This is a genomic window from Ruegeria sp. CG11, from assembly GCF_056537245.1.
In genome coordinates this window covers 1-13961 of sequence record NZ_JBQFRE010000007.1, presented here as the reverse complement: position 1 = coordinate 13961, position 13961 = coordinate 1, and the positions used below count along the sequence as shown (strand labels likewise).

Annotated in this window: 12 protein-coding genes and 1 pseudogene; 1 reads left to right on the top strand and 12 read right to left on the bottom strand. The window is 55.8% G+C overall.

Translation table 11 applies throughout. From position 1 onward, the window contains the following. Nucleotides 1–48: 48 nt before the first annotated feature. The 4 genes from ACR0KW_RS15390 to ACR0KW_RS15375 all read right to left on the bottom strand — a co-directional run bounded on the left by ACR0KW_RS15390 (nt 49) and on the right by ACR0KW_RS15375 (nt 3797). Complete coding sequence (locus ACR0KW_RS15390) at nt 49–1377, bottom strand: FMN-binding glutamate synthase family protein (protein ID WP_480805902.1); 1329 nt, start codon at nt 1375–1377, stop codon at nt 49–51. Nucleotides 1378–1397: 20 nt separating this feature from the next. Then, nucleotides 1398–2081, bottom strand: a complete 684-nt coding sequence (locus ACR0KW_RS15385) for a protein GlxC (protein WP_480805782.1) — start codon at nt 2079–2081, stop codon at nt 1398–1400. A 1-nt stretch (nt 2082) separates the two neighbouring features. After that, on the bottom strand, nt 2083–2979 hold the full coding sequence (locus tag ACR0KW_RS15380) for a class II glutamine amidotransferase (RefSeq protein WP_480805781.1): 897 nt from the start codon (nt 2977–2979) through the stop codon (nt 2083–2085). A 167-nt stretch (nt 2980–3146) separates the two neighbouring features. After that, complete coding sequence (locus ACR0KW_RS15375; protein WP_480805780.1) at nt 3147–3797, bottom strand: helix-turn-helix domain-containing protein; 651 nt, start codon at nt 3795–3797, stop codon at nt 3147–3149. A gap of 326 nt (nt 3798–4123) precedes the next feature. Here ACR0KW_RS15375 and ACR0KW_RS15370 point away from each other — a divergent pair, with 326 nt between their 5' ends. Continuing rightward, on the top strand, nt 4124–4990 hold the full coding sequence (locus tag ACR0KW_RS15370; protein WP_480805779.1) for a GlxA family transcriptional regulator: 867 nt from the start codon (nt 4124–4126) through the stop codon (nt 4988–4990). A gap of 241 nt (nt 4991–5231) precedes the next feature. Here the strand turns inward: ACR0KW_RS15370 and ACR0KW_RS15365 are convergent, their stop codons facing one another. From ACR0KW_RS15365 to ACR0KW_RS15330, 8 genes and pseudogenes are all read right to left on the bottom strand, one after another. Continuing rightward, on the bottom strand, nt 5232–6443 hold the full coding sequence (locus tag ACR0KW_RS15365; RefSeq protein WP_480805778.1) for an NAD(P)/FAD-dependent oxidoreductase: 1212 nt from the start codon (nt 6441–6443) through the stop codon (nt 5232–5234). A gap of 78 nt (nt 6444–6521) precedes the next feature. Then, nucleotides 6522–8168 carry a BCCT family transporter gene (locus tag ACR0KW_RS15360; RefSeq protein WP_480805777.1) on the bottom strand — a complete coding sequence of 549 codons (1647 nt, stop codon included), beginning with the start codon at nt 8166–8168 and terminating at the stop codon, nt 6522–6524. 112 nt (nt 8169–8280) lie between these two features. Continuing rightward, nucleotides 8281–9297, bottom strand: a complete 1017-nt coding sequence (locus ACR0KW_RS15355; RefSeq protein ID WP_480805776.1) for an alpha/beta fold hydrolase — start codon at nt 9295–9297, stop codon at nt 8281–8283. A 125-nt stretch (nt 9298–9422) separates the two neighbouring features. Then, nucleotides 9423–10862, bottom strand: coding sequence for a glutamine synthetase family protein (locus ACR0KW_RS15350; protein ID WP_480805775.1), 1440 nt, complete (start codon nt 10860–10862; stop codon nt 9423–9425). A 143-nt stretch (nt 10863–11005) separates the two neighbouring features. Further along, nucleotides 11006–11410 carry a cupin domain-containing protein gene (locus tag ACR0KW_RS15345; protein WP_480805774.1) on the bottom strand — a complete coding sequence of 135 codons (405 nt, stop codon included), beginning with the start codon at nt 11408–11410 and terminating at the stop codon, nt 11006–11008. Between the two features lie 3 nt (nt 11411–11413). Continuing rightward, nucleotides 11414–11851: a lactoylglutathione lyase gene (gloA, locus tag ACR0KW_RS15340; RefSeq protein ID WP_480805773.1), complete on the bottom strand. Its 438-nt coding sequence runs from the start codon at nt 11849–11851 to the stop codon at nt 11414–11416. 15 nt (nt 11852–11866) lie between these two features. After that, nucleotides 11867–12973, bottom strand: a complete 1107-nt coding sequence (locus ACR0KW_RS15335; RefSeq protein ID WP_480805772.1) for an aromatic ring-hydroxylating oxygenase subunit alpha — start codon at nt 12971–12973, stop codon at nt 11867–11869. 429 nt (nt 12974–13402) lie between these two features. Then, nucleotides 13403–13870 (bottom strand): annotated as a pseudogene (locus ACR0KW_RS15330) (IS6 family transposase); the annotation flags it as partial. Nucleotides 13871–13961: the final 91 nt, after the last annotated feature.

The following is a 13961-nucleotide window of genomic DNA, read 5'->3' as shown; positions in this document are numbered from 1 at the left end:
AAGAAAGGCGCCGCCCTTTTGGGGCCGCGCCTTGGTTTCGCGTGTCGATCAGAACCCCGCCTTGCCCGGGTACCAGTCAGTTCCCGCCAGCGGAACGCGCGCCATGGCGGCGGCCTCCATGTTCAGGGCACATAAATCCTCGGGTTCCAGATTATGCAGCTGATTGTGGCCGCAGGCGCGGGCGATGGTCTGCGCCTCAAGCGTCATCACCTTAAGGTAGTTGCGCAGACGCCGGCCGGCCTCGATTGGGTCCAGCCGCGCAGCCAGTTCCGGGTCCTGCGTGGTGATACCCGCCGGGTCCTGGCCTTCGTGCCAGTCATCATAGGCGCCGGTGGTGGTGCCCAGCTTTTGGTACTCAGATTCCCATTTCGGATCATTGTCACCCAAGGCGATCAGAGCCGCGGTACCGATGGCCACCGCATCCGCACCCAGAGCCATCGCTTTGGCCACATCCGCCCCAGAGCGAATACCGCCCGAGATCACCAGCTGTACCTCACGATGCACGCCCAGATCCTGCAGGGCCTGTACGGCGGGGCGGATACAGGCCAGCGTCGGCAGGCCCACATGTTCGATGAACACATCCTGCGTGGCGGCCGTGCCGCCCTGCATCCCGTCCATCACCACAACATCGGCCCCGGCCTTCACCGCCAGCGCAGTGTCATAGTAAGGCCGGGTTGCGCCAACCTTGACATAGATCGGCACCTGCCAGTCTGTGATTTCGCGCAGTTCGAGAATCTTGATCTCAAGGTCGTCCGGGCCGGTCCAATCCGGGTGGCGACAGGCCGAGCGCTGATCGATGCCTTTTGGCAGCGTGCGCATCTCGGCCACGCGGTCGCTGATCTTCTGGCCCAGCAGCATACCGCCGCCGCCGGGTTTGGCGCCCTGCCCCACAACGACCTCAATCGCGTCAGCCTTGCGCAAGTCATTTGGGTTCATACCGTAGCGCGACGGCAGATACTGATAGACCAGCTTCGACGAATGGCCGCGCTCTTCGGGCGTCATGCCGCCGTCACCGGTGGTGGTCGACGTGCCCGCCATCGACGCGCCACGGCCCAAGGCCTCTTTCGCCGGGCCGGACAGAGCGCCAAAGCTCATGCCCGCGATGGTGATCGGGATGTCCAGCTGGATCGGCTTTTTGGCAAAGCGCGTGCCCAGTGTCACCGAGGTATCGCAACGCTCGCGGTAGCCTTCCAGCGGGTAACGCGACACCGAGGCACCCAGAAACAGCAGGTCGTCGAAATGCGGAACCTTGCGTTTGGCACCGCCACCCCGGATATCGTAGATGCCGGTGGCAGCCGCACGGCGGATTTCCGCATTGATCGGATTGCTGAAAGTTGCCGACTGAATCGGCATGGTGCGTGGGATGTTTGAATCCATATCTTTCATACCCTTCGTCCTCAGTAAGCGGCTGCGTTGTCAACGTCGAAATTGTAAAGCTGGCGGGCCGAGCCGTAGCGTTTGAACTCTTCCGGCTTTGCATCGCTACCAGCGCGATCCAGCAAATCCTTTAGAACTTCGATATGTTCGGGCCGCATCTCTTTCTCGATGCAATCTGCGCCAAGGCTTTTGACCGAGCCGCGCACAAACAGTCGAGCCTCGTACAGCGAGTCGCCAAGCGCGTCGCCGGCATCGCCGCAGACCACCAGATTGCCCTCCTGCGCCATGAACGCAGACATGTGGCCGATATTGCCATGCACGACGATGTCGATTCCTTTCATGGAAATCCCGCAGCGCGAGCTGGCATTGCCCTTGATCACCAGCAGACCGCCATGCCCGGTCGCCCCGGCATATTGGCTGGCGTCACCTTCAACGATCACTGTGCCGGACATCATGTTTTCGGCCACGCCCGGTCCGACCGAGCCTTCGACCTTGATGGTCGCCTGCTGGTTCATCCCCGCGCAGTAATACCCGGTCGAGCCCTTGACCGTGACCTCAATCGGCGCATCCAGACCAACCGCGATGGCATGACTACCCTTTGGGTTCTGCACCACCCAGTTGGTTTGATTGGTCTCAGCGTTCTGCGCCTGCAGGGTCGAGTTCAAGCCACGCAGACCGTTTTCTGCAACGTCGTAAGTCTGCATCTTAGTGGCTCCAGAAATAGACAGTTGCGGGCTCGGGCTCCCAGACTTTTGCGTCTTCGATGCCCGGCAGGTTGACCAGCGCGCGGTATTCGCTGCCAAAAGCAACGTATTGGTCGGTTTCGGCCATCACCGCCGGTTTGCAGGCGATGGGGTCACGAACAACGCCGAACCCGTCCTTGGTGCCAACAACAAAAGTGAAGAACCCATCCAGGTCTTCCAGACTGCTTTCCAGCGCCTCACCCAAAGTTGCGCCGTTCTGCATCTTCCATGTCAGGTAAGCCGCGCCAACTTCGGTATCGTTCATCGACTCAACCCGAACACCTTCGCGCTTGAGCTTGCGGCGCAGCGCATTGTGGTTCGACAGAGAACCGTTATGCACAAGACACTGATCCGAGCCAGTGTTGAACGGGTGCGCACCCTCGGTGGTCACAGCGGATTCCGTAGCCATGCGGGTATGGCCGATGCCGTGGCTGCCGCCCATGGTCGAGACGCTGAACCGCTCTGCCACGTCTTTGGGCAGGCCAACCTCTTTGTAGATTTCAATCGCCGCACCATCGGACATCACACGCAGCCCCGGGCGCAGCTCGCGCACGGCCTGACGTGCCTGTTCAACTTTAGCGCCATCCAGATTCAACACCGCATGCGTGTCATTGGCGCGCAGAGTCACCTCGGCTTCGATAGCCGCGCCCAGATCAGCAGCAAGCGTGGCAAAATCTTCCTCGGGCGTATCGGACTGAACCGTCAGCTTGGCACCCCCGTCAGTTTCAGCCCCATAGATCGCGATACCCGCGCTGTCCGGTCCACGGTCGGTCATCGTAACCAGCATGTCCGTCAACATCGAGCCCAGCTCGGGCTCCAAAGTCCTGTCTTTGAGAAACAGGCCGACAATTCCACACATCAGCTTTTGCCCTCTGAAATTACGTCGACTCAGACGCTAACAGCAGGAACCCAGAAAAACAACAGAAAGAAATAAATTTTCATGACAGGAAACATCTCCCAGCGAAAAATCAAAGCGAAACACCCGGCTTAGCCAGCCGCCATATTCTCAAAACATGCTGCTGGGCTTCAGCTTGTCTGCGGATACGAGATGATTGAGAGATATTTCGCCGGTAGCTTCAGCAGAACTTCTGGCCCGTGCGGCGCGTCGGCATCAAAGAACAGAGTATCCCCGGGCTTGAGCGCATAGATGCTGTCGCCGTGTCGGTAATCCACTTCACCTTCGAGCATATAGAGCATTTCGATGCCGTCATGCTGGAAGGTAGGAAACCTGTCCGACTCCTCTGTCAGGGAAATCAGGTAGGGTTCGACCACGACGCCGCTGGCATTGGCCCCCAAATGGCCCAAAAGGGTGTAGTGATGCCCGGCGCGTGTGCCAGCCCGCTCAGTCTCGACCCCTTCACCCGCCTTGGTATGCACTGCGTTCCGGGTTTCCTCATAACGGCGAAAAAACGACGTGATCGGTGTGCTTAGCGCATCGGCTAGAGATTGCAGCGTGGTCAGCGAAGGTGACGTTGCGCCATTTTCGATCTTGGACAACATGCTGATCGACAAGCCGGTCTGGACAGAAAGCTCGGCAATGGTTGTCCCCTGCTGCAATCTCAGAGCCTTGATTTCACGCCCGATCGCAGTTTCCAGGTTCTTTTCACCACTGTCCCGTATTTTGTGCGGGTCTTGCGACAGCACTGCAGTGTCTTCAGTATTCCCAGTCTGTGCCATCGGGTTCCTCTTAATCTGAATACCAGCTTACTGATTTATGTCATGGCTCAACCATATTGTGTAGCAGGCCCTGTTATGAATATTTATTTCACAGCAGGGAATTTTTAATAGTATTGCCGCCGCCCAAAAATAGATTGAGCACAAATACGAGAAGATGACATGCAACAGATCTCAGCACCATTGAAGGATCTCCAGTTTGCCGGGCGTGACCGGATTTTTATTGGGATACTTCTGCTGCCGAGTTTCCCGATGGCATGCTTGACCTCACCAACGAACCGCTCCGGGCCTCCAACGAAGTATTCGGAAACATTACCTTTTCCTGAGCTTTGTATTCCGAAGATGGTGCCGCAATTGAGTCCAGCGCGCGTATTCCCTTTCAGGCGCAAGGGGCTCTGCACGACATCCGGGAAATCGACGTTCTGGTCATTTTGTCAGAGCCGGACAGAGCATTTTCGAACCCCCAGATCGCAATGGGGCGATTGCGGTACTTGTTCCGGCATGGCGTGATGCTGTGCGCCGTGAGTGGCGGCGTGTTTCCACTAGCGCGATCCGGCATACTTGATGACCAAGTCTGCTCGGCACATTGGTTGTACCGGACCGCATTCGAGAAGGAATTTCCAAAGATCGGGATATGCGACAGCGTGATCGCAATATGCCGTAGGTGCTGCACGGCATCTAGGGCAGCCTCAGCATTGGATTTAGCGTTGCACACAATCGACACAACGTTGGGCAACTCTGTCATGGCCGAAGTTGCCTGCTGGTTTCAGCACCCGGCAATACGAAATCCGAACATTCGTAAAAAAACACCCACCTTCCAAACTGATGATACGGCTGACCACCTGCCCAACAAAGTCTCGCACGCAATCGCGCTTTTCTCAGAGAACCTGGAGTTTCCACTCACAACGCACGAAGTTGCGCGGCGGGTCGGTGTTTCGGCCCGCCACCTGGAATGCAGTTTTCGGCAGGCGACAGGACAAAGTCCGGGCGAATACTATCGCCACGTGCGGCTACGCGCGGCCCGACAGCTTGTCTTCTATACGCAAGATTCACTGACTGCCATTGCGCATGCTGTCGGCTATGCCAACCCAACGTCGATGTCACGGCAATACTCCGAACAATTCGGGGCATCTCCACGCAAGGATCGCCAGCAACACATTCGGTTTAGAGTTACCAGCAATGCAGTGCCGTACTAGGACCTAGCACAAGTAACTGCCCAAGCGATTTCACCAAATGCTTGATGCAGATTTTACGCGAACGTCATAAGGCCAAAGACAGAGAACGCCGGGCCTGTTTCGGGAATCGACTTGTTGGCCAAATTCGAACTCCTGTCTCAATCGGCCATCATCCAGAAGATCGTAAAGCGCCTCCAATGCTCGCCCGAGGCATCGTTCTTACAGTTTTGGGCAGCGTATTTCCAAAGTGTTGTGGGCTGAATCAGGCGCTTAACAGTGACTTCAGCTCGATTCCCAAATCGACCACTGCCCCAGGATCAGGGGATTTCCCTGCCTCTATCATGCGCTTGGCAATCATGTAGTCACGCGGCGCATTCATTGCGTCCACCGCCAGCAAGCGGCGATCACGATAGTACCAGAACGAGCGGCTCAATCCCTCACCCGCACGGGTGACTACCCTGTCGAATCCGGTATTCAGCCCGGCGATCTGCAGCTTCACATCATACTGATCTGACCAGAACCACGGCTTGGCGACATAGTCCTTTTCTGCGCCCAAAAGGTTCTCGGCAACAATTTCAGCTTGATCGATAGCATTGGGAACGCTTTCCAACCGGATGTGAGCATCTTGATACGGGAATGATGCACAGTCACCTGCGGCCCAAACATGCGGATCAGAAGTACGACCGCGCGTGTCGATCCTGATGCCGTTCTCGATCTCTAGACCAGCGGATTCAGCCAATTCGCAATTTGGTACGACACCAATACCTGCGACCACGAAATCTACGTCGATTATGGAACCGTCCGAAATGATCGCGCGGTGAACACGCCCGTCGCTGCCTTCCAGTGCTTCTAACCCTCGCCCTTCGCGGATGGTCACACCCCGATTTTGGTGTAGGTCACGGAAATAGTCTGCGGTTTCGGGGGCTGCCACGCGATTTAAAATACGCGCGGCGGCTTCGATCAGATCGACCTTTAGGTCCATCGACGCCGCCACAGCCGCCGCCTCAAGACCGATATACCCTCCGCCGACGATCAGAACACGGCGGCCGGGGCGAAACTCATCGGCCATTTCATCCACATCCCTAATGTCACGGACCACGTGGACACCATCAAGAGCACCGCCGATGGTCGCAGGCAAACGCCGTGGTGACGCGCCAGTGGCAAGAACCAATGCGTCATAGTCATGTGATTGCTTCGTGGTGCTGACCGTCTTTGCGCGCGTGTCGATTGATATGACCTGTTGTTCCAGTCGCAGGTCTATCTTCTGGCTCTCGTAAAACGACCGGGGGCGCAAGAACAGCCGATCCAGTTCCATTGCCCCCATCAAGTACTTCTTGGACAGAGGCGGGCGTTGATATGGCGGCACGCTCTCAGATCCTAGCAGTGTAATTTCGCCTTCATATCCCGAACTGCGCAGCTTGGCCGCAACAGAAAACCCGGCCTGCCCGGCGCCGACAATGACGATCTTTCGCATTTCATTTCCTATGGGTGGTTTTCGGAGCAGCTCGTCCGCCCCGGGTTCCGGGGCGGATGGTTGATATCAACCCTACTTTTATTCGGCGGGGCTGCGTGCCGAGTCAGCGGCACGTTCTCGCATGCCGTCTCGGATCACCGCTTTAAACAGTGCAACGACCATCAACCCCAGAACGAACGAAAAAGGCAGTGCACCGATGATCATTGCCGTGTTGATCGCCGACAATCCACCGGCCACGAGCAACACGCCGATCACCAGTGTTAGAGCGACACCCCAAACCAAAATGTGAGTCTTGGATTCATGTTCTTCGTTGCCTGCTGCGGTGATGGTCTTGATCACCAAAACAGCTGAGTCCGCAGAGGTCACAAGATAGGTTAGCAGCAAAACCACGATGATCATCGACATGGCTGTTGCCAGCGCTGGAGACAGCATCACGTTCATCGTTTCAAACAGCTGCGCCGAAATCGGGGCGTTCAGGATTTGGCCCTGCGCGGTACCATTCAATTCAAGGCTGATCGCGGTACCACCGGCCATTGTGAACCAGATGAAGCACATAAGCGACGGAACGATCATTGCACCCAGCACATACTCACGCAGCGAACGTCCACGCGAGATGCGCGCCAGGAACAGGCCCACAAAGGGCGCAAACGCGATCCACCAGGCCCAGTAGAAGATGGTCCAGCCACCCTGCCAACCAGTTAAGGCCTTACCAACCTCTGAGCCGTCATCCTGCCATACGGTGACAATCATCGCCGGTAAAGCGATGATATAGTCCCACAAGCCAACAAACAGCGCCTTGAGCGAGAACAAAGTCGCGCCGAAGATCAGGAAGAAGGCGAGTAGAAAGAACGACAGGCCCATGTTGATGTTCGACAGCCATTTGATCCCGCGCCCGACGCCGGACAGCGCCGAAAGGGTCGAGGCCGCCATCACAACAACCAGCGAGAAGATCATAGCCGCAAGGGTTGGGCCGCCCTCTGGATTGACCATCCAGCCTGCGCCGGTGATGTTGAACAATCCGGACGAGAATTGGGACACGCCAGCCCCAATCGTCACAGAGATTCCCAGGATCGTCGCCAGAATGGCGCTGACGTCGATCAAGTGGCCCAGCGTGCCTGACAACTTGTTGCCAAACAACGGAACCAGCCCCGAACGGATGGTCAAAGGCAGACCGCGCGAATAGCTGAAGAACGCAAAGACCAGACCAGTGATCGCGTAGCAGCCCCATGCCGACAGCCCCCAGTGCATGAACGACCAGCGATAGGCCGAGCGAACGGCTTCTTCGGTGCCACCTTCTGCAAGGCCCTTGATGATGTCCGGGTTAGTCTCAAAGTGATAGATCGGCTCCGCCGTAGCGTAGGTCAGCATTCCGATGCCGATACCCGCACCAAACATCATAGAGAACCATGAGAAGTTCGAAAACTCGGGTTTTTCACCCGCCTGACCCAGCTTTATTCGACCCGTTGAGGGCCACAGCGCGAGCGCGAAACATGCGACAACATACAGCGCCATGATATACATATACCAGGCACCAAAGTTTGCACTCAGAAAACCGTTGATGCTGGTCAGAACCGACCCGGCCCACTCGGGGAAGGCGGCGGCCCAGACTATCAAAAGGCCGATCAGCACCTTGGACAGGACTGATACGAATTGGTTGAAACCGGAGTAGAAACCACTATCGGCGGTTTGAATATCCAGCTCGGTAATGGGGGGTTTTACAGACATATTTGGTTCCTCCCTTTTGTCTGCGGGGTGGAGACTGCGCCATCACGTGTGAGTTAATCTTGATTGTATTGTTCATTTTTTGACCGGATGGGGATTGGCGCAGTTACAAGGCTTACGCGCTCAGCAGCGTTGCGATATGCGCGTCCAGCTGTTTGGTGAAAGCAGCGTCATTGCCGGGATTGGCGGCGCAATGGCCGAAGTCCGAGTTGTAAGGTGCAAAGACCGCGCCCGGGATAAGCGCCGCCTCGATCTCGTTGTCCTCGGGTGGAAAATACAGGTCCTGCGTGCAGGGCATCAGGATTGACCGGGCGCGGATCGACCCCAGCGCCAATTTGAAATCGCCGTTGAACTGCGGCCCTTTGCTGACATCGCCTGCCTGCCAAGTGGCAAGCTTACACAGCAGATCATTGGCGTCCCAATTGTCAGCGTGATCTTCGGCCCAGTCATCCATCAGCGCCATTGGGCTGTCGTAACCCAGTTGACGGTACAGTCCTTGGCGGTAGAAGGTCTGGGAAAAGGCCCATCCGGAATAGACGCGACCGAACGCGCGCAGACCTTCTACAGGCTGCGTTTCGTAATGCCCGCCATTCCAGACCAGGTCGGCGCAGAGCGCGGCCTTGACCCCTTCGAGGAAGACGAAGTTATGCGGAGATGTGCGAGCAGATGCACAGAACGGCAGGATCGCTTTGACCATGTCGGGATACTGCACTGCCCATTGGTAAGATTGGCACCCTGCCATCGACCAGCCCATGACTAGTTCGATCTGCGTGACACCCAGACGTTCGGTCAGCAGACGATATTGGGCGGCTATATTGTCATGCAGCGTAATTGCGGGAAAGTTGCCCCCACCCTGCGAGCCCTCAGTATTGCTGGGTGAAGAGGACACACCGTTGCCAAACAGGTTGATCGACACAATGAAATGACGTGCCGGATCAAGCGCGCGGCCCGGACCAAAGAACCCTTCGTTCCGGTCATGTGTGCCGGTGTAAAAGGTCGGCATAACGACAACATTGTCCCCAGCCGGCGTCAGTGTCCCGTAGGTTTTGTATGCCAGTCGGGCGTTCTTTAGCACCCCGCCTTTGCGAAGGGGGAGATCGCCAAGCTCAAAAACATCGTACTCTGCGGACATGAGAGGTTTCCTTAGGGGTCTGATTGCAATGATTGATCAGGCGGCCATCAAGGTGCGGGAGGACCGATGGCTTTTGCGGATCGGGGCACCAAAATACTGTTTGGCGCCCCTCTCCTTTTGTGAACTCAATAGAGCCGCAGGTATTCCTGAACCTCCCAGTCTGTGACCGACTGGTGATAGCGTTCCCATTCGTCGTTTTTGTATTCCAGATAGGAATTTCGCATCACGGGTCCCATAACATGCTTGGCCATGTCGTCATGACGCAACGCTTCAATTGCATTGAAAAGCGTCCGTGGCAGGCGGCGGATACCCAGTTCGACCAGTTCTGCTTCGGTCTTTGAATACAAATCAAAGTCGGTCGGTTTGCCCGGGTCGATCTTGTTCTTGATGCCCTGCACCGCGCTGGTCAGATGCATCGCCATCGCCAGATACACGTTCATGGTCATGTCGCAAGCGCGATTTTCGATGCAATGACGGCTCTGCGGCAGACGGAATTGAGCCGAACGATTGTTGAACCCGTAAGTGATGTTGGTCGGTGCCCAAGTAACGGTACCACCTTCAAATCCACCAACGCGCGGGACCAGACCGTTGTACGAGTTCACGGTCGGACAGGTGATCGCTGTGATCGCCTCGGCGTGCTTCATCAGGCCTCCAACGGCCCAGCGGCTTTCATCCGACCATTCGCCTTCGGGCGTTTCAAAGATGTTCTCGCCCGGACGGCTTTCATGTTGCATGGACATGTTGATATGCGCACCCGATCGCCAGTCACCCACGGTAGGCTTAGGCATAAAGGTCACGAACATGCCGTGCTTCTTGGCGACTTCCTTCAGCACGATCCGCAGAAACGCCAGCCGGTCGGACATTTCCAGCATGTTGGCATAGTGGAAGTCCAGTTCGAACTGCGAATAGGCCCCTTCGGCTACCACGTCGTGCAGATTCCAACCCAGACCTTCAATGATGTCGATCATGTCCTTCAGGAAAGGCATCGAATCGATCGAATATTCCACATCATAGCCAAAGGCTTGGCGGCGCGGGCTGATAGCCTTGCCCAGATCGTCATCAAAGGCTTTTACGGGTAGTCCGTTTTCGTCATATTTCATGACGATGAACTCGGGCTCAACCCCAGCGTAACCGGTGTACCCATCCTGCGCGGCTTCCTGCATCGCGCGTTTCAGCGCCTGACGTGAGCAGACGTTATACGGCGCGTCTTCCCAGTAAAGATCCGAGAAGATGATTGCCATCGATGGGTCCCAAGGGCAAATATAGACCGCATCCAGATCTGGCACCACGACCTGATCACTGTCAGCTGGGCTAAGCTCGGGCACAAACGAGATGGAGTGCACTGCAAATTGCGGACCTTTGCCCAGACAGAGTTGTTCAAAATCACTCATCGGGACAGGTTTGGTCTTGGGGATGCCATGCAGGTCGATCCAGGCACCCATCACGTACTTTACACCAGCTTCCTCAAGCTGCTTCTTGACTTCGGGAATCTTCGATCGGTTTCGCTCAACCGCGTCCTGAAAACTCTCGTAGTAGATCTTGCTGTTGGTGTTATCTTTGGGCAATTTGGTTCCTCCTGTCAGACACCACCCGGCTCCTTCTCGATGCAACGAATCGCAGACCGGGGTGTAGTGTTTGTTGTGACGAAGAAAGCGGGCGGAAATTCAGGGAGAGGACAGCCGCCCGCATTCTATTATGTGACGGGCTCTCAGCCCGCCACAAAGTCGTTCGGGTCAATTCCCGGAACTTCGGTTATGCCTGCCAACTGCTTCCAGTTGTGTGGATAGGCGGCATAGAAGATCACGCAGCGGTCATCGGCTTCATACGAGATGTGATTGTCCTTGGGAATGAACAGCACATCTCCACGGTTGCAGATGTACTCCTGGCCATCACAGACTAGCCGGAACGTACCTTCCAGAACATAGATGATCTCGTCACAGGTCAGATCCCATGGGATCTTGATGTTCTTAAGAACATTGATGCCACCACACATCGAAGTTGAGAACTCGCTGGTCACCATCGGCTTGATATAGGTGTCACCGTCACCTTCACCGATCTTGTTATAGCGGTCCTCGACAAGGTCCCATTTCATCAGTCTCGGAGCTTCACCCATTGATCATGCCTCTTCGTTGGCCAAGTGTTTCAGAATGGATTCGTTCAGCTCGACCTTGTACCCGTCAGGGTCTTCGCAGAACGCAATAACGCGGGTTCCGTTTTTCATCGGGCCAGGCGCACGGGTGATGTTGACACCTGCCGCGGCAAGCTCTTCGCAGGCCTTGTAGACATCCGGGGTTTCGATGCAGATGTGACCGTAGGCCTCGCCTTTTTCATACTGCTCTTCACGGCCCCAGTTCAGCGCCAGCTCAAGCGTCGGAAAGCTTTCTTCCGGGCCATAGCCGATAAAAGTGTTGGTAAACTTACCTTCGGGATAATCCGTACGACGCAGCACCTGCATCCCCAGAATATCGCAGTAGAATTTCAGGCTCGCCTCAAGATCCACGACGCGGATCATGGTATGGGCAAGGCGGAAGCCCTCGTTGATTTTGTTGGCCATTGGCTTTTCCTGTGTTTACGAATTTGCGGTTGAGACATCTTTGGCGATCATGTCTTGGAAATGGCGGACGCTGTCTTCCCATGCCGGGGAAAGAACGCCGCCCGCATCCGAGATCGGTGACGCCCGCCCCAGTTGAAGGCGCTCTGTCATTTCGTGATCTTCCTTGTGAACATCCCACCAAAGCTTTTTCAATTCCTCAACGTCCTGACCGTCCAGTAACTGGCCTTCGGTCGTATAGATCGCCCGCTTTTGCAACAACGTGCTAGGACCGGTCGGAATGTTCAGATAGACACCCAGCTGATCCGGGAAATAGCGGCCCAGGATGAAGTTCGGATACATCGCCAGATAGCGCGAGCTGACACCAAGACTGCCCGACGTGCCGGCCTCTTCTTCCAAATCCACGGCGCTGCCCATGCAGTTGCCGTCAATAATCGTGTAGTGATCTTCCAGCGGCTGGTCAGTTGTGGTGGGATGAACGAACTGAACGTGGTAAGGCTCGATGAAGTTCTCCATGATGAACTTCCAGTTGCAGGCCACTTCGCCGAAATCCAGCGTCGCAACGCAATCGACTTTGTCCCAATCCATCCCATCCAGACGTCCCAGCAACGTGGCCGAGTATTCTTCGAAGGGTTCGGCGGTGCCATCGATATTCACAAAGATCCAGTCATTCCAAACATGGGTCTGAACCGGGATCAGGCTGTTGGCTTTCTTGTCAAAATCTTCATGGTTGTGCTGATTGGGACCGCCAAAATGCGGGGACGCGCGCAGCTCACCATCCAGGTCATAGGCCCAGGCATGATAGGGGCATCGTATCAGTTTGCCGACGTTCTTCGGCTCATCGACCAGGGTCAGGCAACGGTGGCGGCAAATATTGTGGAATGCATTGATCTCGCCTTTAGTATTGCGCACTAGCAGCAATGGCTTGTTAGCAATGGTGACAGGAACGGCATCACCACTTTCCTTCAGCTCATGCGCAAACCCAACGCATACCCAATTGCGGTGGAACACGGTTTGGCATTCCGCCTCCCAGAAATCCTGACTGGTATACGCGGCAGCTGGCAGCCCGTGTTTCAGACCGCTGTTTTCAAAAAACGGAGACAGAATCTTCTGCATGTCACCCATTTACGTTTCCTCCCCAAAAGCTGGACGACTGAGATTTTGGTATGTGCTAACACCAGCTGGCGCTGATCCGTCATAACAAACATCATTGAACTACGCTTTTCGCAAGTTGTCCAGAATTTTTATGAGCATTTCGTATTCCTGTCACTGAGAATGTGCAGATAGCGGATATTTATTTTGAATTTTCAGCTAACTGGTTCTGAAGGTTTTGCACCGCTGGATCAGATGAGTGCGTCGTCTACATTTGGGAGGCTCGCCTAGTTGTGTCGCAAACTATTTGAAGAACCAGTGCCAGCGAGGATCTGGGGTTATGTCGCAGACTTTTGGAGTAGCCACCGCCAGCGATTTACTGGACACACCTATCCTGCGATCTCGGCAAATGGCATTGCCAACTTGTTTACACGCGGCTGACGGCGGTTTGGTCTGCGCCCGTCAGGCGGTCATTTCGAAAGCGTAAACGTCCCATAGACCGAAAGCATCGGTTCTGGCGTGACGGTATGAGACGGTGGAGAGTTGATAGCGGCGGGGTCGAAAGACGGTGTTGATCTGGTTGTGACCGGCAAAGAACCGTTGCGCTTGCCTTGGCGACTTGAAGCGTCCCATGAGCTTTTCACGCTTTCGAGTGGGTCTGTGTGATGCTTCGATCCGATTGTTCAACCCTTTGTGTGCTCGGTGATCTGCACCCGGCGCAAGATCGCGGACCGGCTTGAAATAGCTTCGCAACTAATCCGTGATCACAACACGGGGCTCGCCGAACTGCGAAACCAGTCGCTTCAGAAAGCGCGGGGCTGCCTTAGCACTCCGCCGTGATTGAACGAGGATATCAAGAGTATCGCCGTTCGCATCCACCGCCCGCCAGAGCCAGCATTTCCGACCGTTGATCGGGACGACCACTTCGTCCGGTTTTGTTGCAAAGATTTGAGCCCGTTGAGTTGTTTCAGCAATCGCTTGTGAGTCAGGTGGCGAGCTCAGCGAACTGCTGAAATGGACA

Bases quoted from the DNA above. Each gene is read 5' to 3' on its own strand.
- ACR0KW_RS15365 (WP_480805778.1), bottom strand. From the start codon at position 6,443: ATGCGAAAGATCGTCATTGTCGGCGCCGGGCAGGCCGGGTTTTCTGTT.
- ACR0KW_RS15345 (WP_480805774.1), bottom strand. From the start codon at position 11,410: ATGGGTGAAGCTCCGAGACTGATGAAATGGGACCTTGTCGAGGACCGC.
- gloA (WP_480805773.1), bottom strand. From the start codon at position 11,851: ATGGCCAACAAAATCAACGAGGGCTTCCGCCTTGCCCATACCATGATC.
- ACR0KW_RS15355 (WP_480805776.1), bottom strand. From the start codon at position 9,297: ATGTCCGCAGAGTACGATGTTTTTGAGCTTGGCGATCTCCCCCTTCGC.
- ACR0KW_RS15380 (WP_480805781.1), bottom strand. From the start codon at position 2,979: ATGTGTGGAATTGTCGGCCTGTTTCTCAAAGACAGGACTTTGGAGCCC.
- ACR0KW_RS15375 (WP_480805780.1), bottom strand. From the start codon at position 3,797: ATGGCACAGACTGGGAATACTGAAGACACTGCAGTGCTGTCGCAAGAC.
- ACR0KW_RS15335 (WP_480805772.1), bottom strand. From the start codon at position 12,973: ATGGGTGACATGCAGAAGATTCTGTCTCCGTTTTTTGAAAACAGCGGT.
- ACR0KW_RS15385 (WP_480805782.1), bottom strand. From the start codon at position 2,081: ATGCAGACTTACGACGTTGCAGAAAACGGTCTGCGTGGCTTGAACTCG.
- ACR0KW_RS15360 (WP_480805777.1), bottom strand. From the start codon at position 8,168: ATGTCTGTAAAACCCCCCATTACCGAGCTGGATATTCAAACCGCCGAT.
- ACR0KW_RS15390 (WP_480805902.1), bottom strand. From the start codon at position 1,377: ATGGATTCAAACATCCCACGCACCATGCCGATTCAGTCGGCAACTTTC.